We start from the raw sequence: 21941 nt of genomic DNA, 5'->3' as shown, positions 1-21941 counted from the left end.
AATGAGAACCGTTATTATTCGCTAGCAAGCGCCCGATTTCGATACTTTCCTGCACTGTTGCGGAAAAGTGTCAGATAAAAGTTGTCAGCCGAGGCGGCTGAGCGGGGCCGCGTTCAGAACGCCGCCAGCTGCCCATCCACGAACACGTGCAATTCGCCGGGCGCGAAGGCGGTCCAGCTTTCGTTGGTGGTGAGCGGCGCGGTCACGACCACTGCCACGCGGTCGTTCGGCGTGGTGTGCTGCGCGAAGTCGATCTCCAAGTCTTCGTCCGACAGCTGCGCGGTCACGAAAGGATGGCGCCGTTCCACGTACCAGAGGTGCGTGGAGGCGTGGGCCCAGAGCGCCTGGCCGTTCGACAGCATGAAGTTGAAGGTGCCGTGGCCCGCAAGCTGCGGCGCCAGTTCGCGCAGCGTGAGCGTGAGCTCCTCGATGCTCGGCACCCCTGCATGCGACTTGGCCAGCTCCTGCATGATCCAGCAGAAGGCGTGCTCGCTGTCGGTGTTGCCCACCGGGTGGAAATTGCCGTGCAGCCGCGGGCGGAAATCCTTCAGGTCGCCGTTGTGGGCGAACACCCAGTAGCGGCCCCACAGCTCGCGCACGAAGGGGTGGCAGTTCTGCAGGTTGACGGCGCCCTGCGTGGCCTTTCGGATGTGCGCAATGACATTGCGGCTCTGGATCGGGTAGCGCCGGATCAGCTCGGCCACCGGCGATTCGCTCGCGGGCATGTGGTCGACGAAGTGGCGCAGCCCGCGGTCCTCGAAGAAGGCGATGCCCCAGCCGTCGGCATGGTGGTCGGTGCGGCCGCCGCGCTGCGCGAAGCCGGTAAAGCTGAAGGTCACGTCCGTGGGCGTGTTGCAGTTCATTCCAAGCAGTTGGCACATGGCGCTATTAGAGCGCGAGCGCCGACTGCTCGGGGAACCTGGCCGCCCGCTCAGCGCACGAAGCGGCCTTCGGGCGTCACGCGCACCATCTCGATGAAGCGCGAGCCGGCATTGGCGCCGGTCGAGAAGTCGATGTCCATGCCGGCCAGGCGCAGCCTGAATGCCCGCAGCGTTGCGTGCAGGCGGGCCCGCGTCAGGTCGCGGCCGGTGCGCTTGAGTGCCTCGATCATCACCAGCGCGTTCAGGTAGCCCTCGAAGCTGCCGTAGCCCACCGGCACCTGCGCGCGTTCGGCCAGGCGGCGGTAGTCGCGCGTGACGGATTCCACCTCCCCCCAGGGATAGGGCGTGACCTGCGAGATGGCCAGGCCGCTGGCCTGCAGCTGCACCACCTTGGCCGTGACCTCGCCCGGCACGATCGACATGCCATAGAACATCGGCTTGCTGCCGGCGCCATAGGTCGCCTTGATCACCTCGCCGGCCACGGTGCCGGCCAGGTACATCAGCACGGCCTGGGACTGGCTGTCGGCCAGCAGCTTGCCAGCGGCCGCGGAGGTCGAGCCGTCGCCCTTCACCGACACCACCAGGGCGGGCGCCTGCTTGTGCGTGGCCATGGCCGCCTCGATCAGCTTCACCGCCTCGACGCCGCCGGGGTTGTCCAGGTGGGCGATCGCGATCTTGTTCACGCCGATGGTCGACAGGTGCTCGACCAGCGCCTGCGCCTCGCGCGCATTGCTGGCGCGCACGAAGTAGGCCGAACCCGCCACGCGCTCACGCGCGCTGTCGCCCACGCCGTAGCCGCCGACGCTGGGCGCGCCGCTTTGCTGCAGCAGCTTGGCCGCGGCCGCCGTGGTGCCCGAACCCACGCAGCCGAAGAAGGCGAAGACGCGGTGGTCGTTCAGCAGCTTGCCGTAGTTCTCGAGCGCCTTCTCGGGCTTGAGCTCGTCGTCCAGCGCCACCAGCTTGATCTTGCGTCCACCCACGCCGCCCTGTTCGTTGATGGCATCGAAGGCCAGCGCGGCGCCGTTGTGCACCACCTTGATCTGCGAGCCGAGCGGGCCGCTCAGCACGGCCGAACTGCCGAGCACGATTTCGGTGTCGGTCACCCCGGCCTCAGCGGCCTGCGCGGACGAGAGATGGGCCAAGCCCGCTGCGAAAACCGCCGTTCCGGCGACAAAACTTCTGCGTTGCATCAAACCCATCCCATCATTAGCTAACAAATGCTAACAATTAGAAACGATGGGTGCTTAAGTATTACTTGGTGCTTACCCTTGCCGGCTCGGGTTGCCGAAGCTGCCAAGCCGCGCAGATGGCCAGCGCGCACAGCCCGGCCAGCATCAGGAACACCTCGTCGAAGGCCGCCAGCCGCGCGGGGCTGCTCGCGGCATTGGCCAGCGAATCGCCATGAGCGGCCAGGCGCCACTCGAGCACGATGGCGCACAGGCTCACGCCGGCCGCGCCGCCGAGCATGCGCAGGAAGTTGATCGCGCTGGCCCCCTGCGGAATCAACGGCTTGGCCAGCGGCCGCATCGAACCGAGGTTGAGCGAGGGCAGGATGAAGCCGAGCCCGATGCGCCCGATGACGGCAAACGCCACCAGCAGCCAGAGCGCGCTGTCGAGCCGGAGCACCACCATCAGCGCGAACGAAGCCGCCAGCAGCACCAGCCCGATGCTCACCAGCATCCACGTCGGCTGCCGGTCGGCCAGCCGGCCTACGCCCGCAATGGTCAGGGCCAGCACGATGCCCGCCGGCAGCAGGATGGTGCCGACGTGCGACGCGGACAGCTGCAGCCCGACCTGCATGTACACCGGCAGCAGGTAGGTCGAGCCGAACAGCGCCGTGCCGTAGATGAAGGCGACCACGCTGCCCATGGCGAACTGGCGGTACTGGAACAGCCGCAGGTTCATCAGCGGTTCGCCGCCGCTGGCCGCGTAGCGGCGCTGCCACCAGACGAAGGCGCCAAAGGCCAGCACCGCGGCCGCCAGCAGCAGGCCGGCCTGCACCGGCGAATCGCCGCGCAGCTCGACCAGGCCGTTCAGCAGGCAGAGCGTGCCCACGGTGCCCAGCGCGAGGCCGCGCCAGTCGAGCCCGCTGCCGCGCGTGGCTGCCACGCCGCCGGGCGCCGTGGTGGGCACGAACCTGTAGGCCAGCCAGAGCGAGGCCAGGCAGAACGGCACCACCATGAAGAAGATCGAGCGCCAGCCGAACAGGTCGACCAGCACGCCGCCGATGCTCGGGCCGATGGCCGGGGCCAGCACCACGCCCATGCCGAAGATGCCGCTCGCGCGCCCCTGCTCGTGCGGCTCGAAGGCGCGCAGGATGATGATGGCCGGGATCGGCTGCACCACGCCCGCCGCGAGCCCTTCGGCCACGCGCGCCAGCAGCACCAGCGAGAAGTTGTTGGCCAGCCCGCCCGCAATGCCGCCCGCGAGCAGAAGCACCATCGTGCCCACGTAGGTGCGCCGGTAGCCATAGCGCGACAGCAGCCATGGCGTGGTCAGCATCGAGACCGTCATGGCCACCATGAAGCCCGAGCTCACCCACTGCGCGCGCTCCTGGCCCAGCGAGAAATGGTGGCTCATGCCCGGGATCGCGACGTTGACGATGGTCGAGGACATGATCGACGCCATCACGCCCACCATCACCGAGAGCAGCAGGTACCAGCGGTAGCGCGGGCCGTAGCGTTCGCGCAAGGTGCCGATGGAAGGCGGGGCCGGCGAGGCGGCTTCGGGCTTGGGAGTGGTGGTCATGGGCGGGGGTCCCGGCTTTTTTTTCGATGCGGGTCCGTCGTCCTACAAGCATATCGGGCTTTGCGCGGCGGAGCCGGCGCCTGCGCGTCCCACAATGCACCGCTGTCCCGCGCTGCCTTTCCAGAACAATGAAATGAATACGCCACCTGACCCCGCCAGCGCTCCCGAGCCGGGTGCGCCCTCCCACCTTGCCTCGGAACTCGCGGCGCCCACCGTGAGCCGCGCCTACCGCTGCCAATGCGGCCGGCCGGTGTTCCTGCGCAACAGCCAATGCCTGGCCTGCCGCACGCCGCTGGGCTATGTGATCGAGCGCCTGGGCGTCGTGCCGCTGGCGCCCGTCGAGACCGACGACCAGGCCGAAGGCGGCGCGGCCGACGGCGCCGAGCCTGAAGAACAGCTCTTCACCGTGTTCGGCAATCCTGACGGCCGCACCTACCGCCGCTGCGCCAACCTCATGACCGCCGCCAGCTGCAACTGGATGGTGCCGGCCCCGCGCGAGGGCGACGACCCGTCGTTCAACACCGACGGCCTCGCGCCCGGCTACTGCCTGGCCTGCAGCGTGACCCGCACCATCCCCGATCTCTCGGTGGAGAGCAACGGCGAACTCTGGCGCAAGCTCGAGCATGCGAAGCGCCGGCTCATCTCGCAACTGCTCGCGCTCGGGCTGCCGGTGGTCAGCCGCCATGCCGATCCGGTGCACGGGCTGGCCTTCGACTTTCTCGGCAACATGCCGGGCGGCCCGCACGTGATGACCGGGCATGAACAGGGCGTGATCACCCTCAACGCCGAAGAGGCCGAGGACGCCGTGCGCGAGCGCATCCGCGCCGAAATGCGCGAGCCCTACCGGACGCTGCTCGGGCACTTCCGCCATGAGGTCGGCCACTACTACTGGGACCTGCTGGTGCAGCCCACGCCGTGGCTCGACGAATTCCGCGCGCTCTTCGGCGACGAGCGCGCCGACTATGCCGCGGCGCTCCAGCAGCACTACGAACAGGGCCCGCCGCCCGACTGGGCCAACCGCTTCGTGAGCAGCTACGCAAGCATGCATCCCTGGGAAGACTGGGCCGAGACCTGGGCCCACTACCTGCACATGGCCGACACCGCCGACACCGCCATGAGCTTTGGCGTGGACGCCACCAACGTCGAGCTTGCGACCGACCTGTTCACCGCGGAAGACCTCTGGCAGCCCGAGCATCCCGGCGCCGCCAAGTTCCTGGACTTTCTCAACGGCTGGGTGCTGCTCACCAACGTGCTCAACGAGCTTTCGCGCAGCATGGGCCAGCCCGACTACTACCCCTTCGTGCTGCCGCGCGTGGCGGTCGGCAAGCTGCAGTTCATCCACTGCGTGATCACGCAGCAGCGTGACCGCGGCGTGTCCGCAGCCGCTTCGCCCGGTGTGCCGCTGCCGCCGGAGGCAAAGGCCCCCGCACCCGCTTCCGAAGCGGCGCCCACGCAAATACCGCAGGCCCAGAACCAGCAGCAGGGCACCGCTCAGTCCTGACGAGGCTCGGCCGCCACCCCCGCGGCGCATCGCGCGCACATGCAGGCCTTGCCGCGCGATGCCGGCGGCAGGGCCCCAAACGGCGCCTTGCCGAAGTCCGCCGCCATGCACCAGCAGGGCGGCTGCGACTGGCCGGTCTCGCGCGCGGTTTCCATCGCGCAGCGGTTCTCCTCGCCGCACAGCGGACAGCGCGTGGTGTCGATGGTGGCGGTGGCCGTGTCCATTGCGTCAGGCGAGTTCGAAGGCCGGCAGCTTTCTGGGCACGGCCACGTTGCGCAGGGTTGCATACACCGGCAGGCCGTTGCGGTAGGCGGGATAGTCCTCGCCTTCGATCAGCGGCAGCAGGTAGCGCCTGCACTTGTCGGTGATGCTCCAGCCGTCGTCCGAGATGAAGTCGCGCGGCATCGGTTTTTCGACATTCGCCACCGCATCGAGCGGTGCGCTGCCGATGCGGTAGCTGTAGGGCACATCGGAGGTGCGTTCGATGGTCGGCATCACCGCGTTGCGGCCCTCGAGCGCGAGCTCGACCGCGCGCTGCCCCAGCTCATAGGCCTGCCGCACGTCGGTGGCCGAGGCAATGTGCCGGGCCGCGCGCTGCAGGTAGTCGGCCACGGCCCAGTGGAACTTGTGGCCCAGCGCCTCCTTGACCATCTGCGCCACCACCGGCGCCGCGCCGCCGAGCTGCGCATGGCCGAAGGCGTCGCGCGTGTCCTGCTCGGCCAGGAAGGTTCCGTCGGGGTAGTGGCAGCCCTCGGACACCACCACCGAGCAGTAGCCGTGCTGCTTCACCAGTTCGTCGACGCGCGCGAGAAAGCGCGCCTTGTCGAACTCGATCTCGGGGAACAGCACCACCACCGGAATGCCATGGTCGGCCACGAGCCCGCCGGCCGCCGCGATCCAGCCCGCATGCCGACCCATCACCTCGAGCACGAACACCTTGGTGGAAGTGGCCGCCATCGAGCGCACGTCGAACGAGGCTTCCAGCGTCGACACCGCCACGTACTTGGCCACCGAGCCGAAGCCCGGGCAGCAGTCGGTCAGCGGCAGGTCGTTGTCGATGGTCTTGGGCACGTGGATCGCCTGCAGCGGATAGCCGAGCGACTGCGACAGCTGGCTCACCTTGAAGCAGGTGTCGGCCGAATCGCCGCCGCCGTTGTAGAAGAAATAGCCGATGCCGTGCGCCTTGAATACCTCGATGAGCCGCTCGTATTCGCGCCGGTTCTTCTCGAGCGACTTGAGCTTGTAGCGGCACGAGCCGAACGCGCCCGAGGGCGTGCTGCGCAGCGCCGCAATGGCCTCGGCCGGCTCGGCGCCGGTGTCGATCAGTTCCTCGGTCAGCGCGCCAATGATGCCGTTGCGCCCGGCGTAGACATTGCCGATGCGGTCCGGGTGTTTTCGTGCCGTCTCGATCACGCCGCAGGCCGACGCATTGATGACCGAGGTGACGCCGCCCGACTGGGCGTAGAAGGCGTTGAGGATGGGCATGCGGCCATTCTCCCGCAGCCTCAAGTCGGGCGCCAGTGGCCCTGTTTCAGCGCCCGCCCAGGCCCATCGCCCGCGTGATCACTTCCTTCATGATCTCGTTCGTGCCGCCATAGATGCGCTGCACCCGCGCATCGGCATACGCGCGCGTGATCGGGTACTCCCACATGAAGCCGTAGCCGCCGTGCAGCTGTACGCAGGCGTCCATCACCTTGCACTGCAGGTCGGTGGTCCAGTACTTGGCCATGCTGGCGGTGGCGGTATCGAGCTTCTCGGCCATCAGCAGCTCGATGCACTTGTCGACGAACACCTGCGCCACCTGCACCTCGGTCTGCAGCTCGGCGAGCGTGTAGCGCGTGTTCTGGTAGCTGCCCACCGGCTGGCCGAACACCTTGCGCTCCTTCACATAAGTTACCGTCTGGTCGATGGCGGCCTGCGATGCCGCCACTGCGCTGATCGCAATCTGCAGCCGCTCCCACGGCAGCTGCTCCATCAGGCAGACAAAACCGCGGTTCAGCTGCGCGGCGTCGCCGAGCAATGCATCGGCTGGCAGCCGCACGTCGTCGAAGAACAGTTCGGAGGTGTCCTGCGCCTTCAGCCCGAGTTTCTTGAGCCGCTTGCCCTTCTCGAAGCCCGGCATGCCGCGCTCGACCAGGAACAGGCTGGTGCCCTTGGCGCCCGCGGCCGGGTCGGTCTTGGCGACCACGATCACCAGGTCGGCATGCCAGCCGTTGGTGATGAAGGTCTTGCTGCCATTGAGCAGGTAGCTGCCGTCGGCCTGGCGGATGGCGCTGGTCTTCACCGCCTGCAGGTCGCTGCCCGCGCCGGGCTCGCTCATCGCGATGGCGCCGACCATCTCGCCGCTCGCGAGCCTGGGCAGGTAGTGCTGCTTCTGCGCCTCGGTGCCGTAGCGCAGGATGTAGGGCGCCACGATCTCGCTGTGCAGCCCGAAGCCGATGCCCGTGAAGCCGCGCGCCCAGAGTTCCTCGAACTGGATCACCGAATAGAGCAGGTCGGCGCCCGCGCCTCCGTATTCCTCGGGCAGCGCCATGCAGAGAAAGCCGTTCTCGCCGGCCTTGGACCAGACGGCGCGGTCCACATAGCCCTGTTCTTCCCAGGCCTCGTGGAAGGGCGCGATCTCCTTGTCCATGAAGCGGCGGAAGCTGTCGCGAAAGGCCTCGTGGTCGGCGCTGAAAAGCGTGCGTTCGATCATGGCCTCAGCGCCCGGGGAAGCTTGGAGGGCGCTTCTGCAGGAAGGCGTTCACGCCTTCGCGGAAGGTGAGGCGGTCGATCAGCTCGCGCTGGCGCTCGCTTTCGTAGTGCAGCTGCTCGGCCAGCGTATGGCGCTCGGCGGCCTCGAAGGCTTCGCGCGCCTCGACCACCGCATGCGCCGGCAGGCGCGCGAGCCGCTGCGCGATCGCGCGTGCTTCTTCCAGCAGCTGTTCGTCGTCGGCGCAGGCCCAGATCAGGCCCCATTGCACCGCGCGTCCTGCGCTCAGGCGTTCGTCGAGCAGCGCCATGCCCATCGCGCGCGCCCTGCCGGCGCGCCGCGGAATGGCCCAGGTGCAGCCCAGGTCCGGCACGATGCCGAGCTTGGGCAGGAAGGGCAGGTAGAAGTAGGCGCTGCGCGCCGCGATCGTCACGTCGGCCGCGAGCGCCAGGCCCACGCCGGCGCCGGCCGCGGCGCCGTTGACGGCCGCCACCACCGGCACGGGCAGCGTGCGCAGCGTCTCGATCAGCGGGTTGCTGAGTGACTGCATCCACTCCGCGGTTTGCGCGCCGAGCGACTTGCCTTCTTCGCCGGGTGCCATGGCGCTGAGGTCCGCGCCCACGCAAAAGGCCTTGCCGGCGCCGGTCAGGATCACGGCGCGCACCGCGCGGTCGTCGCGGATGCGCTCCAGTGTGTCGCGCAGCTCGACCTGCAGTTCGCGCGCAATCGGGTTCAGCTTGGCCGGCAGGTTCAGCGTGAGGGTGGCGATGCCGTCGGCCAGCTCGTAGAGCACATGAGGCTGCGGTGCGTTCATCAGAGCCTCTCCACGATGGTGACGTTGGCCATGCCGCCGCCTTCGCACATCGTCTGCAGGCCGTAGCGCTTGCCGCGCCGGCCCAGCGCGTGGACCAGCGTGGCCATGAGCTTGGTGCCCGAGGCGCCCAGCGGATGGCCGAGCGCAATGGCGCCGCCGTTCACGTTGAGCCGCGCCGGGTCGGCATCCAGCGCCTCCAGCCAGGCGATGGGCACGGGCGCGAAGGCTTCGTTCACTTCATAGAGATCGATGTCCTGGATGCGCATGCCGGCCTTCTTGAGCGCGCGCAGCGTGGCGGGCAGCGGTGCCTCCAGCATGATCACCGGGTCGTGCCCCATCACGCTCATGTGGTGGATGCGCGCGAGCGGCTTCACGCCCAGCGTCTTGAGGCCGCGTTCGTTGACCACCAGCACGCCGCTTGCGCCGTCGCAGATCTGGCTCGCGGTGGCGGCGGTGCAGCGTCCGCCCTCGGCAATCAGCTTGACGCCTGCGATGCCTTCGAGCGTGGCATCGAAACGGATGCCTTCGTCCACCGTGTGCTGCTCGCCCGTGCCGCTGCCGTCGGCCTGCAGGATCTCGATGGGCACGATCTCGTCGTTGAACGCGCCCGAGCGCGTCGCAGCCATGGCCCGGCGATGGCTTTCGAGCGCGTAGCGATCCAGCGCGTCCTTCTCGATGCCGTAGTTCTTCGCGATCATCTCGGCGCCGGTGAACTGGCTGAACTCCACGCCGGGGTAGCGCCTTTTCATGGCCGGGCTCATGTAGGTGCCCAGGCCCGCCTTGGCCGGCAGCGCGTTGGGCGTGAACATCGGCACGCGCGTCATGCTTTCGACGCCGCCAGCAATCACCGCGTCCATGGCGCCCGACATCACGGCCTGCGCCGCGAAATGCAGCGCCTGCTGCGACGAGCCGCACTGCCGGTCGACCGAGGTGCCCGGCACCGACTCGGGCAGCTTCGAGGCCAGCACCGCATTGCGCGCCACGTTGGTCGCCTGTTCGCCCACCTGGCTCACGCAGCCGAGGATCACGTCCTCCACGGCGGCCGGGTCGATGCCGCTCCTTGCCACCAGCGCGTCGATCACCTGCGCCGCCAGGTCGGCCGGATGCCAGCCCGCGAGCTTGCCGCCGCGCCGGCCGCCGGCCGTGCGCGCGGCGGCGACGATGTATGCCTCTGCCATGGTCATGTCCCTCTAGAAAAGAAAACAGCGCGAACCGGATACCCAACGCAAAAAAGCCGCCCGTCACAGCGGCGGCGTTCGGTGCTTGGGAGGTCCATGCATCGAGGTTCGATGCCGGGGGCGCTCAGGTCAAGCCGGGGACAACCCGAGCGGCAGCAGTCGCCAAGGCGACCGGCGGCGCACCGGCGCGGGCAGCGGCATGGCCGCGGGCTGCGCGTCCGAGACCGTGATGCACGAGGCTTCGAGTGCCGACACCAGCATGCGCCGGTGCTCGCTGCCTTCGAAACGCTCGCCCGGCGCGAGCACGATGTCGCGCGGGTCGCGGTCGAGCGTCACCCAGACCGAGCCGCTGCGGCATTCGATGCCCACGCCGGCGCCATCGGGCACGGCAAAGATGGAACGGGTCGGCAGGCTGACGTGAAAGCGGGAAGAAAGAGGCTGGGTGCTCATGGCAAGCTCCATTGCATTCGTGATACGAATGAATATAGTGAGTTGACGCCGCTCTTACACGCGGTCATTTGGAACTCGTTGCATGCATGCAGAGAATGCGAAGGCCCCCGCGGACCCGCTTCCCCCGCTCGAGCTGCTGCGCAGCTTCGAGGCGGCGGCCCGCCGGCTGAGCTTCACCCTGGCGGCCGGCGAACTGCACCTGACCCAGTCGGCCGTGAGCCGGCAGATCCAGCAGCTCGAAACCAGCCTGGGCGTGCTGCTGTTCGAGCGCCGCCACCGCGCGCTGGCGCTCACCGAGGCGGGTGGCGTGATGCAGCGGGCCGTGACCGACAGCCTGGAGCGCCTGCGCGACGCCACGGCCCGGGTGCGCGCCAGCTCTGCGCCGCGCCAGGTGGCGATCACCACCACGCCGGGCTTTGCGTCGCTGTGGCTCATTCCGAAACTGGCGCGCTTCACCGGCAGCCATCCGCAGGTCGACGTGCGCGTGTCGGCCACGCTCGATGTGCTGGACCTGGAGAGCAGCCGTCTCGACCTCGCGGTGCGCTTTGCGCCGATCGGCCGCGGCGTCGGCCCGGCGCTATTCGAGGAGTCGGTGATCCCGCTGTGTTCGCCGCAGCTCGCCGCCTCGCTGCGCGCGCTGTCCGATTTTTCGAAGCTCACCCTGCTCACCGTCGAATACCCGGATCACAGCGAAGCGCCCACCGCCGATTGGGAGCCCTGGCTCAAGGTGATGGGGCTCGACGACGTGCGCATGAAGAGCACGCTGCGCTTCACCCAGTACGCCGATGCGGTGGCCGCCGCGGTGGCGGGGCAGGGCGTGGTGATCGGCCGGCTGCCGCTGCTGCGCGAGCTGGTGCAGGACGGCCGGCTGGTGGCACCGCTCGGCGAGGGAGCGGCTTCGCACCGCGGCTACTTCATCGAGGCCTCGCGGCGCGCCGCGGGCAACCGCGACGCACAGGAATTCGCGCAATGGCTGCGCGACGAAGCCGAGGCGGCGCAGCGGAACTGAAGGATTTGCGCGAAGCGAGGCGTGGGCTTTGCGCCACAGCCGCGGGCGCCGCGCTTGCGCGCCGCGCGCGTGCTCGCCAGAATCCGCCCTTCGTTTTTCAGCAACAGTTTTTTATCCGCGCCTGGCGACGACCAACCTCCCGGGCGGCAACACATTCAATGAACCGTTTCCTGAACACCTGACCCGCACACCGACCGCCCCGGCCGGATGTGCATCCACGCATCCGCCGAGGCCCATCGACAAAGGCCCCGCGCAGCCATTCGCCGGGGCTTTTCTTGTTTCTGGAGTGTGCGCACATGAGTGCTCAACGAAAGGCCCGCGACGACGACAAGCGTCTGGGCCGGTTCTATTTTTCGGTGCCGAACGCGGCACCTCGCAATCCCGTGGTGGCCGCGATCGCGCGCGGCGAATCGAACCAGAAGGCGGGGCGCCACCTGCGCACGCACCGTGCGGAGCGGCGCGCGCAGAAGGTCGCATTGCAGAAGGCTGCGCGCAGTCTGGCGCGGGAGGGCTGACGATGCGCGAAGACATGGACAAGGTCATCGTGGAACGCCCACGTCGCGGAGGCGGCGTGCAGGGCGATGGGCGCGCATTCCGAAACAGCAGGGAGCGCGGTTCGCATCTCGGCATGAAGCGTGGCTACGACCACCCGAAAGGGCTCAACGAGAACCTCCAGCCGCTCAGGCGCTGGCTGCACAAGCAGGTGCACCGGCCGTGGGACAAGGTGTGGAGCGAGCTCTGCGAGGGCATCGACCGGCGCAGCACGGTGCAGGCGCACATCTTCCTGCACATCGACGACTTCGTCGTGCGCGATGCGGTGATGCACGGCGGCGAGGTGCTGGTGCGTTCGCGGTGGTGGGCGGGCAGCGACCGCGTGCCGCTGCGCGAAGCGCCCCACGTCGAACTCTTCGTCCATCCGGGCACCGGCATCCTCTTGCCCAACCGGTATCGGCGCGGCTCGGCGCAGCGCCGCAAGGCCGAACGCGAGGCGAAGGTGGCGGCGGCGGCGCAAGGGGTGGTGAAGCCCTACGCGCCCTACCATGCGATCGACGCCGTCACGCAGTGGCATCGCATCGATGGCTGCTGGTGGGAGGTGACGCTTGCGCGTGTGCCCGAGGTGCGCCGGCTGGAGCCCGCGCCGCGCTGCTACGACGTGCTGCGGCGCTGCCTGGTCACGCGCCGCGGCTGCGAGCCGCCCGCTTTCGGCACCACCGACACGATGGCGATGTATGGCCGGCCTCACGTATATGCAGAGTGCATGCGCAAGCTCGGCCGCGCGGAGGTGCGCTCGCGGCTGGGCGAGCGCGGTTGAGCGAGCGCCTGCGCGATGCCGCTCAGGGCCGCGCGGACGAGAGGCTCGCGCTTTCGTGCGCACGCGGCAGCAACAGGAATGCCAGAGTGCCCACCGCCAGCATGCCCGTGATCGTGAGGAACACCGCGCGAAACGGCTCCACGCCGTTCGACGCGGCCCACGATGCGGCCACGCCCGTGGTCCACTGCATCAGCGACACGCCGAGGAACATCGCCATGTTGAGCAGCGAGAGCGCGCGCCCCGTCATGGCCGCCGGATAGGCGGCGCGCGTGTACGAATACTGCAGCACCGAGTAGCCCGAGAGCAGGCCGTAGAGGATCGGCAGGCCGATGTCGACGGCGAGCGAATGCGTGAGCGCCATGAACGCGAACATCACCGCGGCCGCAAACGCGCAGCCCATGAGCCAGCGGCCGCGCCGCGCGCCGCCCGGGTCGAGGCGGCCGAACATGGCGGGGCTGATCATGCCCGCGATGGTCATCACCAGCGCCACGTTGCCGCTGCTGACCAGCGACAGCCCATGGCGGTCGTGCAGCACGGGGCCGAGCCAGAGGCCGCGCAGGGTGATGAACGCGGCATACGACACGCAGGCGAAGCACAGCAGGCCCAGCGTGTGCGGCATGGCAAAGAGCGGCAGCAGTTCGCGCACGGCCTTGGCGAGCGTCTGGCGTTCGTGCGGCGCCGCCCGCGGCGGTTCGTGCACGCGCCAGAACACGAAGCCCCACGACAGCACCGCGAAGCCCGCGAGGCAGGCGTAGCCCGCGCGCCAGCTCGCGGCTTCGATCAGCAGTGCGAGCGGTGTGCCGGTAAACAGGATGCCGAGCCCCGCCATGCTCATCACGAGGCCCGACATGGCAGTGAAGCGCGCGGCTTCGAAGTGCCGTGCGATGAACACGGTGCAGGCGAGAAAGGCCGGCGCGCAACCGACGCCGATCATGGCCTGCCCGAGCAGCAGCGCATGGAAGCTGGGCGCCGCTGCACACAGCACCGCGCCCGCAATGGCAAGCGGAAAGGCCGTGAGCACCGTGCGCCGCACGCCGTAGATGTCGATCGACACACCCATCGCGAGCTGCGTCGCGCCGAACATGAAATGGAAGGTGCCGGCCCACAAGCCCAGCGCCTGGGCGGTGAGGCCGAAATGCTGTGCGAGCGGCGTGGCCATCATCGCGCCGACGGTGCGAAAGGCCTGGCTTAGCGCGAAAGCGGAGGCCAGCACGATCAGCATCGATGTGGCCGAACGTGCCGAAGCGGGGGAGAGGGTCATGGGGGAGGCGCAGCGCTGGAGACGGAGGCAGCACGGATCCTAACGGCATGCCAAACGAAAAACGGCGCCTCGGGCGCCGTCGTTCTCAAGCCGATGCGCGAGCGCGGTCAGGCCTCGCCCTTCACCTTCAGCCGCCACGCATGCAGCAGCGGCTCGGTGTAGCCGCTGGGCTGCTCGATGCCCTTGAACACCAGGTCCTGCGCCGCCTTGTACGCGGCCGAGGTTGCGAAGTTGCCGGCCATCGGCTGGTACATCGGGTCGCCGGCGTTCTGCTCGTCGACCACCTTGGCCATGCGCTGGAAGGTCTCGTCGACCTGCGCCTTGGTCACCACGCCATGCAGCAGCCAGTTGGCGATGTGCTGGCTGCTGATGCGCAGCGTGGCGCGGTCTTCCATCAGGCCCACGTTGTGGATGTCGGGCACCTTGGAGCAGCCCACGCCCTGGTCGATCCAGCGCACCACGTAGCCGAGGATGCCCTGCACGTTGTTGTCGATTTCCTGCTGCTTCTCGGCATCGGTCCACTTGGCCCCGGCCGCGATGGGCACCTGCAGCAGCGCGTTCAGGATGTTGTCGCGTTCCGCGTCGGCGTCGATCTTCTCGAGCTCCTGCTGCACGGCCGTGACGCTCACCTGGTGGTAGTGCAGCGCATGCAGCGTGGCTGCGGTGGGCGAGGGCACCCAGGCGGTGTTGGCGCCGGCCTTGGGGTGTGCGATCTTCTGTTCGAGCATGGCGGCCATCAGGTCGGGCATGGCCCACATGCCCTTGCCGATCTGCGCCTTGCCGCGCAGGCCGCACGAGAGACCGACCAGCACGTTGTTCTTCTCGTACGCGCCGATCCACGCGCTGGACTTCATGTCGCCCTTGCGGATCATCGGGCCGCCTTGCATGGCGGTGTGCATCTCGTCGCCGGTGCGGTCGAGAAAACCGGTGTTGATGAAGGCCACGCGCGCGGCGGCCTCGGCGATGCAGGCCTTGAGGTTCACGCTGGTGCGGCGCTCCTCGTCCATGATGCCGAGCTTCACGGTGTTGGCGGGCAGGCCGAGCAGCTGCTCGACGCGGCCGAACAGCTCGCTCGCAAAGGCCACTTCGGACGGGCCGTGCATCTTGGGCTTGACGATGTAGATGCTGCCGGTGCGCGAGTTGCCCTTGCGCTTCAGGTCGATCATGGCGATGGTGGTGGTGACCACGGCATCGAGGATGCCTTCGGGGATTTCCTTGCCGCCCGCGTACAGCACGGCCGGGTTGGTCATCAGGTGGCCTACGTTGCGCAGGAACATGAGCGAGCGGCCATGCAGCTTCACGGGCCGGCCGTCGGCGCCGGTGTATTCGCGGTCGGGGTTGAGGCCGCGCGTGAAGGTCTTGCCGCCCTTGGCGACTTCTTCCGTCAGCGTGCCCTGCACGATGCCCAGCCAGTTCGAGTACGCGACCACCTTGTCGGCCGCATCGACCACGGCCACCGAGTCTTCGAGGTCGAGGATGGTCGAGAGCGCGGCTTCGAGCACCAGGTCGCTGACGCCGGCCGCATCGCCCTTGCCGATGGGCGTGCTGCGGTCGATGCGGATGTCGAGGTGGATGCCGTTGTGCTTGAGCAGCACCGACGATGGCGCAGCGGCATCGCCCTGGTAGCCGACGAACTGCACGGGATCGGCCAGGCCGGTGCTGCTGCTTTGCAGCGTGACGACGAGCTTGCCTTCCTTCACGCTGTAGCCGGTCGCCATCTTGTGCGAACCGTTTTCGAGCGGCGCGGCCTGGTCGAGTACGTTGCGCGCGAATTCGATGACCTTGGCGCCGCGCACGGGGTTGTAGCCCTTGCCCTTTTCGGCGCCGCCGGTTTCGGGAATGGCGTCGGTGCCGTAGAGCGCGTCGTACAGCGAGCCCCAGCGCGCATTGGCGGCATTGAGCGCGTAGCGGGCGTTGAGGATCGGCACCACCAGCTGCGGGCCGGCCTGCAGCGCGAGCTCGGAATCGACGTTCGCGGTGGTGGCCTTCGCGCCCTTGGGCTGCGGCAGCAGGTAGCCGATCTTCTCGAGGAAGGCGCGGTAGGCGGTCATGTCGGAAGGATTCGACGGATCACCTGCGGTGATGGGACCGGGGTTCTTCTTGTGCCAGGCGTCGAGCTCAGCCTGCAGGCGGTCGCGTTCGGCCAGCAGCGCGATGTTCTTCGGCGCGAGGTCATGGACGATGGCGTCGAAGCCCTTCCAGAAAACCTCGCTGGCCACGCCGCTGGCGGGCAGGACCTTGTCTTCGATGAAGCGATGAAGCTCGGTCGCAACCTGGAGGCCGTGGGTGGTGGTGCGGGCGGTCATGTTTTTCTCTCCTTGAGAACGGTGCAATGCTGAATGAAATGAGGAGCGGTGTCTGTCAGAAGAACCCGAGCACGTCGCGCAGGCTGCTGCCGATGCGTTCGGGCTGCGTGCCGAGTTCTTCGAACGGGAGCTGGTAGCGGTTGACCCAGAGCGTGCGGAAGCCGAACCAGGTGGCGCCGAGCGCGTCCCAGCCGTTGCAGCTCACGAAGGCAATGCGCGAAGGCCGCAGGCCGGTGGCGGCGACGCCGAGCTGGTAGGCGTCGGGATGCGTCTTGTACTTGCGGATGCCGTCGACGCTCAGCACGTGGCCCAGCAAGCCATCGAGCCCGGCGTTGCGCACGGCGGCGTCGAGCATGCCGGGGTCGCCGTTCGAGAGGATGCCGGTGACCACGCCGCGCGCCTTGAGTGCCTGCAGTACTTCGCGGCATTCGGGAAAAGCCGTGAGCGTGCGGTACTGGTCCATCAGCTGCTGCTCGGCGGCTTCGGTCAGGGTGAGGCCCAGCCGCTTGCAGGTGTAGCGCAGCGCAGCGCGCGTGAGTTCGCCGAAAGGCCGGTAGTGCGCGCCGTGGTTGCTGGTGGTGACGAGGCGCGTGTATTCGATTTGCTTGTCGCGCCAGCCCGCGGCCAGCGCCTGACCCTGGCCCGCGAACAGCCGCTCGGCCGTCTGCCCGACGCTGTAGACATCGAACAGGGTGCCGTAGGCATCGAAGAGCACTGCGCCGGGTTGATCCATGGCTTGGACTTTATTCGATACTTTGCCGATCAGTAATAACCAGGATCGGGATTTATCAGTGACAAAAATGAACGTAATCGCAGGGAGGCCTGCGTTTTCTCCTCCTTTTTGTCAGAGGGTTCCGCTCAACTCGCGGGCCGCCGTGCGCACCGGCTCGATGTGGCGCGCGTCGTAGCGGTGCGCCGGCATCGTCAGCGTGACCGCCGCGGCCAGGCGGCCGTCGGCATGGAACACCGGTGCCGAGATGCCGGCCAGCTCGGCCGTGCGGTCGCCCACCAGCGCGCAGTACCCCTGGGCGCGGATCGCGTCGTACAGCTTGCGCTCTTTGGCGCCGCGCGGGCGCCCGGCTTCGGGCCCGAAGGCGATCAGCACGCGCGCGCCCGCACCGCGGTCGTTGGGCAGCAGGTCGCCCGCACGCACGTGGTCGCGCACCACATGCGACGAATCGACGCGGAACTGGCACAGCCGCACCCAGCTGTCGCCCTGTTCCTGCCGCACGTGGTAGGCCGCGCTCTCGCCCGTCGTTGCGGCGAGCGCGCGCAGCACCGGCAGCACGATGCGGTCGAGCGACAGCGACGCCGCATAGAGGCCGTGCAGCCGCGCGATCTCCGCGCCCAGTGCATAGCGCCCGTCGTCCTGCCGGCGGATCAGCCGCGCATGTTCGAGCGAGGCCAGAAGCCGCAGCACCGTGCTCTTGTAGAGCTGCGTGCGCTCGGCAAACTCCGCGAGCGTGAGTGCCTCGTCGCCGGGCCGGAATGCCGAGAGCAGGCTCAGGGCGCGGTCGACGGCCGCGGCGCCGCCGGGCGCGGCGTTGAGATCTGAAACCGATTCGGTCTGGGCTTTGCGGGGCATGGCGTCGGCTTGACAGTGAAAGTCGTTCGGCGGTCTAATTCTGTTTAACGGAATTTAGTTCTGTAAGATAGAACTGTCAAGAGATCAGTGCCCGATCGCTCAAGCTCAAAGGAGACGAAACCGATGACTCCCCCCGACGTCCTCATCAGCGAGGTTGGCCCGCGCGACGGCCTGCAATCGGTCAAGGCCACCATGCCCACGGACCACAAGCTGCGCTGGATCGACGCGCTCCACGCGGCCGGCGTGCGCGAGATCGAGGTGGCCTCCTTCGTGCCCGCCAAATTGCTGCCGCAGATGGCCGATGCCGCCGAGGTGGTGCGCCACGCCATCACCTTGCCCGGCCTCACCGTGATGGCGCTGGTGCCCAACCGCAAGGGCGCGCAGGCCGCGCTCGAAGCGGGCGTGCACAAGCTCACGATGCCGGTCTCGGCCAGCGTGGCGCACTCGCTTGCCAACGTGCGCAAGACGCCGACCGAGATGGTGGACGAAGTACGCGCCATCTCCGAGCTGCGCCGCGCGATGGCGCCGCATGTGAGGCTCGAGGCCGGCATCTCCACCGCCTTCGGCTGCACGCTGCAGGGGCTGGTGCCTGAAGACGACGTGATCCGCCTCGCGGCGCAGTGCATCGAGGCCGGCGCGGAAGAAGCGGGCCTTTCGGACACCGTCGGCTACGCCAATCCCGCGCAGGTGCGCCGTCTCTTCAGGCGCCTGCGCGCCGAACTCGGTGCGCACGCTGGCGCCGCCCACATGCACAACACGCGCGGCCTTGGCATCGCGAACTGCCTCGCGGCCTGGGACGAGGGCGTGCGCACTTTCGATGCTTCGCTCGGCGGCCTCGGCGGCTGCCCGTATGCGCCGGGCGCCTCGGGCAATGCGGTGACCGAAGACCTCGTCTTCATGTTCGAGGCCATGGGCGTTCGCACCGGCATCGATATCCAGAAACTCATCGCGGCGCGCGCGCCGCTCATGGCCGGCCTGCCCGGCGAACCGGTCTACGGCATGACGCCCGAGGCCGGCCTGCCCAAGGGCTTCGTCCAACAGGAAACCACCGCACATGCCTGAATCCCAACCCCTGCCGTACGCCGGCGTCCGCGTCGTCGAGTTCACCCACATGGTGATGGGCCCCACCTGCGGCCTGCTGCTGGCCGACCTCGGTGCCGAGGTCATCAAGGTCGAGCCCATCGAGGGCGACAGCACGCGCCGCCTGCTCGGCTCGGGTTCGGGCTTCTTCCCGACCTTCAACCGCAACAAGAAGAGCATCGCGCTCGACCTCAAGACACGAGAGGGCGTGGAGGCCGCGCTGCGCCTCGTCGCCACGGCCGACATCGTGAGCGAGAACTTCAAGCCCGGCACCATGAAGAAGCTGGGCCTGGACTACGACAGCCTGAAGCAGCTCAACCCGCGCCTCATCTACGTGAGCCACAAGGGCTTCCTGCCCGGCCCTTACGACCACCGCACCGCGCTCGACGAGGTGGTGCAGATGATGGGTGGCCTGGCCTACATGACCGGCCGGGCGGGCGACCCGCTGCGCGCGGGCACCAGCGTGAACGACATCATGGGCGGCATGTTCGGGGCCATCGGGGCGATGGCCGCGCTGCGCCAGCGCGAGCTCACCGGCAAGGGCTGCGAGGTGCAGTCCGCGCTGTTCGAGAACAACGTGTTCCTGGTCGCGCAGCACATGATGCAGTTCGCCGCCACGGGCAAGGCCGCCGACCCGATGCCCAGCCGCATCTCGGCCTGGGCCGTGTACGACGTGTTCACCGTGAAGGACGGCGAGCAGATCTTCCTCGCGGCCGTGAGCGACAAGCAGTGGGCCATCTTCTGCAGGGCCTTCGGCCTGGAAGAAATGCTGGCCGATCCGCGTTTGAAGACCAACAACGACCGCGTGCTCGCGCGCGACTGGATGATGCCGATCCTGCGCTCGCACCTGGCCGGCTACAGCGCGGCCGAACTCAGCGCGGTGTTCGAGCAGAACGAGCTGCCCTTCGCGCCCATCACCAGGCCACAGGAGCTGTTCGACGATCCGCACCTCAACGCCACCGGCGGCCTCGCGCCCGTGCGCATGAACGACGGCCACATGGCCAAGGTGCCGCTGATGCCCTTCACGCTCGACGGCGAGCGCCCCGGCATCCGCCTTCAGCCGCCGCGCATCGGCGAGCACACCGGCGAGCTGCTGAGGGAAGTGGGCTACAGCGACGCGGAGATCGCCGCCCTCAGGACACGCAACATCACCTTCGGAGACTGACCCAATGCCTTCCATCCCGCGGCGCGCCTTGCCCGTCTTGCTCTTCTGCGCCGCGACCGCGGCTTGCCTTCCCGCCCTGGCGGCGGACACGGCGTGGCCCGCCAGGCCGGTGCGCCTGGTGGTCCCGTACGCACCCGGCGGCACTACCGACTACGCTGCGCGCCAGATCGCTCAGAAGCTCACCGAGCAGACTGGCATCTCCTTCTATGTGGAGAACAAGGCCGGCGCGAGCGGCACGATCGGCTCCAGCCTCGTGGCCAAGTCCATGCCGGACGGCGGCACCTTCCTGATCAACGACACCACCTACGCGATGCTGCCGCACCTCTTCAGGAAGCTGCCGTGGGGGCCCGCCGACCTGGTGCCGGTGACAACGATCGTCGATGCGCCGCTCGTGCTGGTGGTGGGCGCGAATTCGCCGTACACCTCCCTGGAGGCGCTGATCGGCGCGGCCCGCAAGAACCCCGACAAGCTGACCTTCGGCTCGGGCGGCGTCGGCAGTTCCACCCACCTGGGCGGCGAACTGCTCAAGCAGAACGGCAAGCTCGCGCTGACCCATGTGCCCTACAAGGGCGCGGGCGAAGCGATGCTGGGCGTGGTGTCGGGCCAGGTCGACGTGCTGGTCACCGCCGCGCCCACGGCCATTCCGCAGGTCAAGGGTGGCAAGGTGCGTGCCCTGCTCGTGACATCGCCCAAGCGACTTGCCGCCTTGCCCGATGTGCCCACCAGCGCCGAGGCCGGCCTGAAGGAATTCACCGCCACCAACTGGTTCGGCATCGCTGCGCCCAAGGGCACGCCGCAGCCGATCATCGACAGGCTGCAGGCGGAAGTGAAGAAGGCGCTGGCATCGCCGGACCTCGTGCAGCGGTTTGCCGAGCAGGGCGCCAGCCCCGGCGGGCTGCCCTCGGCCGACTTCGGCAAGTTCGTTCACAGCCAGACGCAAACCTGGGGCCAGGTGATCAAGGCCGCGGGCGTGCAGCCCGAGTGACCCCGTCGGAGACCGTGCAGCCATGTGGAACCTGAGCTTCCAACCCCCCGAGATCATCGAAGCGCGCGTGCTCACGCGCCTGCCCGATGCGTTTCGTACGCCGCGCCGCACCGACTGGGTTGACGCCAACAAACCGGGCCACGTGATGGACAGCTTCCTGGAAGGCCCCGCGTTCGACCGGGCCGGAAACCTGTACGTCACCGACATTCCCTACGGCCGCATCTTCAGGATCGCTGCGTCGTCGCTCGAATGGCAGCTCATGGCGGCTTACGAGGGCTGGCCCAATGGCCTGGCGATCCATGCCGACGGCAGACTTTGGATCGCCGACTACCGGCGCGGCATCCTGCGGCTCGATGCGGCCGGTGGCGTGGTCGAGACCATGCTCGGGCATCGCAACAGCGAGTCCTTCAAGGGCGTGAACGACCTGAGCTTCGACCTGGAAGGGCGGCTCTATTTCACCGACCAGGGCCAGACCGGCCTGCACGACCCCACCGGCCGCGTCTACCGGTGGAGTGCCGACGATGGCCGCCTCGATCTGCTGTTGGCCAACGCACCGAGTCCCAATGGCGTGGCGACGAGTGCCGACGGCAAGGTGCTGTTCGTGGCCGTCACCCGCGGCAACCAGGTCTGGCGCGCACCGCTGCTGCCCGACGGCAGCCTTTCCAAGGTCGGCGCGCTGCAGACCTTCTTCGGAACCAGCGGCCCCGACGGGCTTGCGCTCACGGCCGATGGCGGGCTGGTCGTTGCCCATGCGAGCCTGGGCGGGGCCTTCGTGCTCAATGCGCGCGGCGAGGTCACGCACATGGTCCGCAGCCCGGCCGGCCAGACCGTGACCAACGTCGCCTTCCGGCCGGGAACGCGGCAGCTGGTACTCACCGATTCGGCCACCGGCAGCGTGCTGGAAGCCGACCTGCCGATGGGCGGGGCCCCGCTGTATTCGCACTCCACGTATTCGCGGGCCCAGAAATAGCCGC

21 protein-coding genes are annotated in these 21941 nt (G+C 68.4%); 8 read left to right on the top strand and 13 right to left on the bottom strand.

The annotated features are described in order from the left end of the window. Window positions 1-113 precede the first annotated feature (113 nt). From L1081_RS18010 to L1081_RS18000, 3 genes are all read right to left on the bottom strand, one after another. Window positions 114-881 (bottom strand): class II glutamine amidotransferase, encoded by a 768-nt coding sequence (locus L1081_RS18010; protein WP_145742589.1) that lies wholly within the window; start codon window positions 879-881, stop codon window positions 114-116. A gap of 50 nt (window positions 882-931) precedes the next feature. Beyond that, window positions 932-1984: an ABC transporter substrate-binding protein gene (locus tag L1081_RS18005; protein ID WP_489413396.1), complete on the bottom strand. Its 1053-nt coding sequence runs from the start codon at window positions 1982-1984 to the stop codon at window positions 932-934. Between the two features lie 148 nt (window positions 1985-2132). Continuing rightward, window positions 2133-3629: a DHA2 family efflux MFS transporter permease subunit gene (locus L1081_RS18000; RefSeq protein WP_489413395.1), complete on the bottom strand. Its 1497-nt coding sequence runs from the start codon at window positions 3627-3629 to the stop codon at window positions 2133-2135. 133 nt (window positions 3630-3762) lie between these two features. On the opposite strand from L1081_RS18000, the gene L1081_RS17995 reads away from it, so the two are divergent. Then, the gene (locus tag L1081_RS17995; RefSeq protein ID WP_489413394.1) at window positions 3763-5130 is read left to right on the top strand and encodes a putative zinc-binding metallopeptidase; all 1368 of its coding nucleotides are present in this window, start codon (window positions 3763-3765) and stop codon (window positions 5128-5130) included. Here the strand turns inward: L1081_RS17995 and L1081_RS17990 are convergent. From L1081_RS17990 to L1081_RS17965, 6 genes are all read right to left on the bottom strand, one after another. After that, the gene (locus tag L1081_RS17990; protein WP_489413393.1) at window positions 5121-5354 is read right to left on the bottom strand and encodes a cysteine-rich CWC family protein; all 234 of its coding nucleotides are present in this window, start codon (window positions 5352-5354) and stop codon (window positions 5121-5123) included. The two genes, L1081_RS17995 and L1081_RS17990, sit on opposite strands and share 10 nt — an antisense overlap. Before the next feature lie 4 nt (window positions 5355-5358). Continuing rightward, the gene (locus L1081_RS17985; protein ID WP_489413392.1) at window positions 5359-6615 is read right to left on the bottom strand and encodes a diphosphate--fructose-6-phosphate 1-phosphotransferase; all 1257 of its coding nucleotides are present in this window, start codon (window positions 6613-6615) and stop codon (window positions 5359-5361) included. 46 nt (window positions 6616-6661) lie between these two features. Further along, window positions 6662-7825, bottom strand: a complete 1164-nt coding sequence (locus L1081_RS17980) for an acyl-CoA dehydrogenase family protein (protein ID WP_489413391.1) — start codon at window positions 7823-7825, stop codon at window positions 6662-6664. Window positions 7826-7829: 4 nt separating this feature from the next. Beyond that, window positions 7830-8636, bottom strand: a complete 807-nt coding sequence (locus tag L1081_RS17975) for an enoyl-CoA hydratase-related protein (protein ID WP_489413390.1) — start codon at window positions 8634-8636, stop codon at window positions 7830-7832. Next, on the bottom strand, window positions 8636-9814 hold the full coding sequence (locus L1081_RS17970; RefSeq protein ID WP_489413389.1) for an acetyl-CoA C-acetyltransferase: 1179 nt from the start codon (window positions 9812-9814) through the stop codon (window positions 8636-8638). Before L1081_RS17970 ends, L1081_RS17975 begins: the two co-directional genes overlap by 1 nt. Window positions 9815-9943: 129 nt before the next feature. Next, window positions 9944-10264 carry a DUF2917 domain-containing protein gene (locus L1081_RS17965; RefSeq protein ID WP_489413388.1) on the bottom strand — a complete coding sequence of 107 codons (321 nt, stop codon included), beginning with the start codon at window positions 10262-10264 and terminating at the stop codon, window positions 9944-9946. 82 nt (window positions 10265-10346) lie between these two features. On the opposite strand from L1081_RS17965, the gene L1081_RS17960 reads away from it, so the two are divergent. The 3 genes from L1081_RS17960 to L1081_RS17950 all read left to right on the top strand — a co-directional run bounded on the left by L1081_RS17960 (window position 10347) and on the right by L1081_RS17950 (window position 12585). Beyond that, complete coding sequence (locus L1081_RS17960; protein ID WP_489413387.1) at window positions 10347-11273, top strand: LysR substrate-binding domain-containing protein; 927 nt, start codon at window positions 10347-10349, stop codon at window positions 11271-11273. Between the two features lie 296 nt (window positions 11274-11569). Then, the gene (locus L1081_RS17955) at window positions 11570-11788 is read left to right on the top strand and encodes a hypothetical protein (RefSeq protein ID WP_489413386.1); all 219 of its coding nucleotides are present in this window, start codon (window positions 11570-11572) and stop codon (window positions 11786-11788) included. A 2-nt stretch (window positions 11789-11790) separates the two neighbouring features. Then, window positions 11791-12585 (top strand): hypothetical protein, encoded by a 795-nt coding sequence (locus tag L1081_RS17950; RefSeq protein WP_489413385.1) that lies wholly within the window; start codon window positions 11791-11793, stop codon window positions 12583-12585. A 22-nt stretch (window positions 12586-12607) separates the two neighbouring features. Here L1081_RS17950 and L1081_RS17945 read toward each other — a convergent pair whose 3' ends face one another. The 4 genes from L1081_RS17945 to L1081_RS17930 all read right to left on the bottom strand — a co-directional run bounded on the left by L1081_RS17945 (window position 12608) and on the right by L1081_RS17930 (window position 17737). Beyond that, on the bottom strand, window positions 12608-13846 hold the full coding sequence (locus L1081_RS17945; RefSeq protein ID WP_489413384.1) for an MFS transporter: 1239 nt from the start codon (window positions 13844-13846) through the stop codon (window positions 12608-12610). A gap of 107 nt (window positions 13847-13953) precedes the next feature. After that, a complete protein-coding gene (locus L1081_RS17940; RefSeq protein ID WP_489413383.1) occupies window positions 13954-16152 on the bottom strand; it encodes a malate synthase G in 2199 nt (732 codons plus the stop codon). Window positions 16153-16207: 55 nt separating this feature from the next. After that, window positions 16208-16885: a haloacid dehalogenase type II gene (locus L1081_RS17935; protein ID WP_489413382.1), complete on the bottom strand. Its 678-nt coding sequence runs from the start codon at window positions 16883-16885 to the stop codon at window positions 16208-16210. A 111-nt stretch (window positions 16886-16996) separates the two neighbouring features. Beyond that, on the bottom strand, window positions 16997-17737 hold the full coding sequence (locus L1081_RS17930) for a helix-turn-helix domain-containing protein (protein ID WP_489413381.1): 741 nt from the start codon (window positions 17735-17737) through the stop codon (window positions 16997-16999). 123 nt (window positions 17738-17860) lie between these two features. Between L1081_RS17930 and L1081_RS17925 the strand changes: the two genes are divergently transcribed. The 4 genes from L1081_RS17925 to L1081_RS17910 are packed head-to-tail and all read left to right on the top strand — an operon-like array spanning window position 17861 to window position 21937. Then, a complete protein-coding gene (locus tag L1081_RS17925) occupies window positions 17861-18799 on the top strand; it encodes a hydroxymethylglutaryl-CoA lyase (protein ID WP_489413380.1) in 939 nt (312 codons plus the stop codon). Further along, on the top strand, window positions 18792-19982 hold the full coding sequence (locus tag L1081_RS17920; RefSeq protein WP_489413379.1) for a CoA transferase: 1191 nt from the start codon (window positions 18792-18794) through the stop codon (window positions 19980-19982). The genes L1081_RS17925 and L1081_RS17920 overlap by 8 nt, the downstream gene beginning before the upstream one ends. A gap of 4 nt (window positions 19983-19986) precedes the next feature. Then, window positions 19987-20967 carry a tripartite tricarboxylate transporter substrate-binding protein gene (locus L1081_RS17915; RefSeq protein WP_489413378.1) on the top strand — a complete coding sequence of 327 codons (981 nt, stop codon included), beginning with the start codon at window positions 19987-19989 and terminating at the stop codon, window positions 20965-20967. A 22-nt stretch (window positions 20968-20989) separates the two neighbouring features. Continuing rightward, window positions 20990-21937 carry an SMP-30/gluconolactonase/LRE family protein gene (locus tag L1081_RS17910; protein ID WP_489413377.1) on the top strand — a complete coding sequence of 316 codons (948 nt, stop codon included), beginning with the start codon at window positions 20990-20992 and terminating at the stop codon, window positions 21935-21937. Window positions 21938-21941: the final 4 nt, after the last annotated feature.

The sequence above is a fragment of the Variovorax sp. MSC1_012 genome, assembly GCF_023667525.1.
GTDB classification, from domain to species: domain Bacteria; phylum Pseudomonadota; class Gammaproteobacteria; order Burkholderiales; family Burkholderiaceae_C; genus Variovorax; species Variovorax beijingensis_B.
Note: the sequence above shows the minus strand (reverse complement) of the source record. Positions and strands in the feature narration are given on the sequence as shown.

Excerpts from the sequence above, each read along its gene's own strand:
- L1081_RS18010 (WP_145742589.1), bottom strand. The coding sequence starts at position 881 with ATGTGCCAACTGCTTGGAATGAACTGCAACACGCCCACGGACGTGACC.
- L1081_RS18000 (WP_489413395.1), bottom strand. The coding sequence starts at position 3,629 with ATGACCACCACTCCCAAGCCCGAAGCCGCCTCGCCGGCCCCGCCTTCC.
- L1081_RS17995 (WP_489413394.1), top strand. The coding sequence starts at position 3,763 with ATGAATACGCCACCTGACCCCGCCAGCGCTCCCGAGCCGGGTGCGCCC.
- L1081_RS17990 (WP_489413393.1), bottom strand. The coding sequence starts at position 5,354 with ATGGACACGGCCACCGCCACCATCGACACCACGCGCTGTCCGCTGTGC.
- L1081_RS17985 (WP_489413392.1), bottom strand. The coding sequence starts at position 6,615 with ATGCCCATCCTCAACGCCTTCTACGCCCAGTCGGGCGGCGTCACCTCG.
- L1081_RS17980 (WP_489413391.1), bottom strand. The coding sequence starts at position 7,825 with ATGATCGAACGCACGCTTTTCAGCGCCGACCACGAGGCCTTTCGCGAC.
- L1081_RS17975 (WP_489413390.1), bottom strand. The coding sequence starts at position 8,636 with ATGAACGCACCGCAGCCTCATGTGCTCTACGAGCTGGCCGACGGCATC.
- L1081_RS17970 (WP_489413389.1), bottom strand. The coding sequence starts at position 9,814 with ATGGCAGAGGCATACATCGTCGCCGCCGCGCGCACGGCCGGCGGCCGG.
- L1081_RS17965 (WP_489413388.1), bottom strand. The coding sequence starts at position 10,264 with ATGAGCACCCAGCCTCTTTCTTCCCGCTTTCACGTCAGCCTGCCGACC.
- L1081_RS17960 (WP_489413387.1), top strand. The coding sequence starts at position 10,347 with ATGCATGCAGAGAATGCGAAGGCCCCCGCGGACCCGCTTCCCCCGCTC.
- L1081_RS17955 (WP_489413386.1), top strand. The coding sequence starts at position 11,570 with ATGAGTGCTCAACGAAAGGCCCGCGACGACGACAAGCGTCTGGGCCGG.
- L1081_RS17950 (WP_489413385.1), top strand. The coding sequence starts at position 11,791 with ATGCGCGAAGACATGGACAAGGTCATCGTGGAACGCCCACGTCGCGGA.
- L1081_RS17945 (WP_489413384.1), bottom strand. The coding sequence starts at position 13,846 with ATGACCCTCTCCCCCGCTTCGGCACGTTCGGCCACATCGATGCTGATC.
- L1081_RS17940 (WP_489413383.1), bottom strand. The coding sequence starts at position 16,152 with ATGACCGCCCGCACCACCACCCACGGCCTCCAGGTTGCGACCGAGCTT.
- L1081_RS17935 (WP_489413382.1), bottom strand. The coding sequence starts at position 16,885 with ATGGATCAACCCGGCGCAGTGCTCTTCGATGCCTACGGCACCCTGTTC.
- L1081_RS17930 (WP_489413381.1), bottom strand. The coding sequence starts at position 17,737 with ATGCCCCGCAAAGCCCAGACCGAATCGGTTTCAGATCTCAACGCCGCG.
- L1081_RS17925 (WP_489413380.1), top strand. The coding sequence starts at position 17,861 with ATGACTCCCCCCGACGTCCTCATCAGCGAGGTTGGCCCGCGCGACGGC.
- L1081_RS17920 (WP_489413379.1), top strand. The coding sequence starts at position 18,792 with ATGCCTGAATCCCAACCCCTGCCGTACGCCGGCGTCCGCGTCGTCGAG.
- L1081_RS17915 (WP_489413378.1), top strand. The coding sequence starts at position 19,987 with ATGCCTTCCATCCCGCGGCGCGCCTTGCCCGTCTTGCTCTTCTGCGCC.
- L1081_RS17910 (WP_489413377.1), top strand. The coding sequence starts at position 20,990 with ATGTGGAACCTGAGCTTCCAACCCCCCGAGATCATCGAAGCGCGCGTG.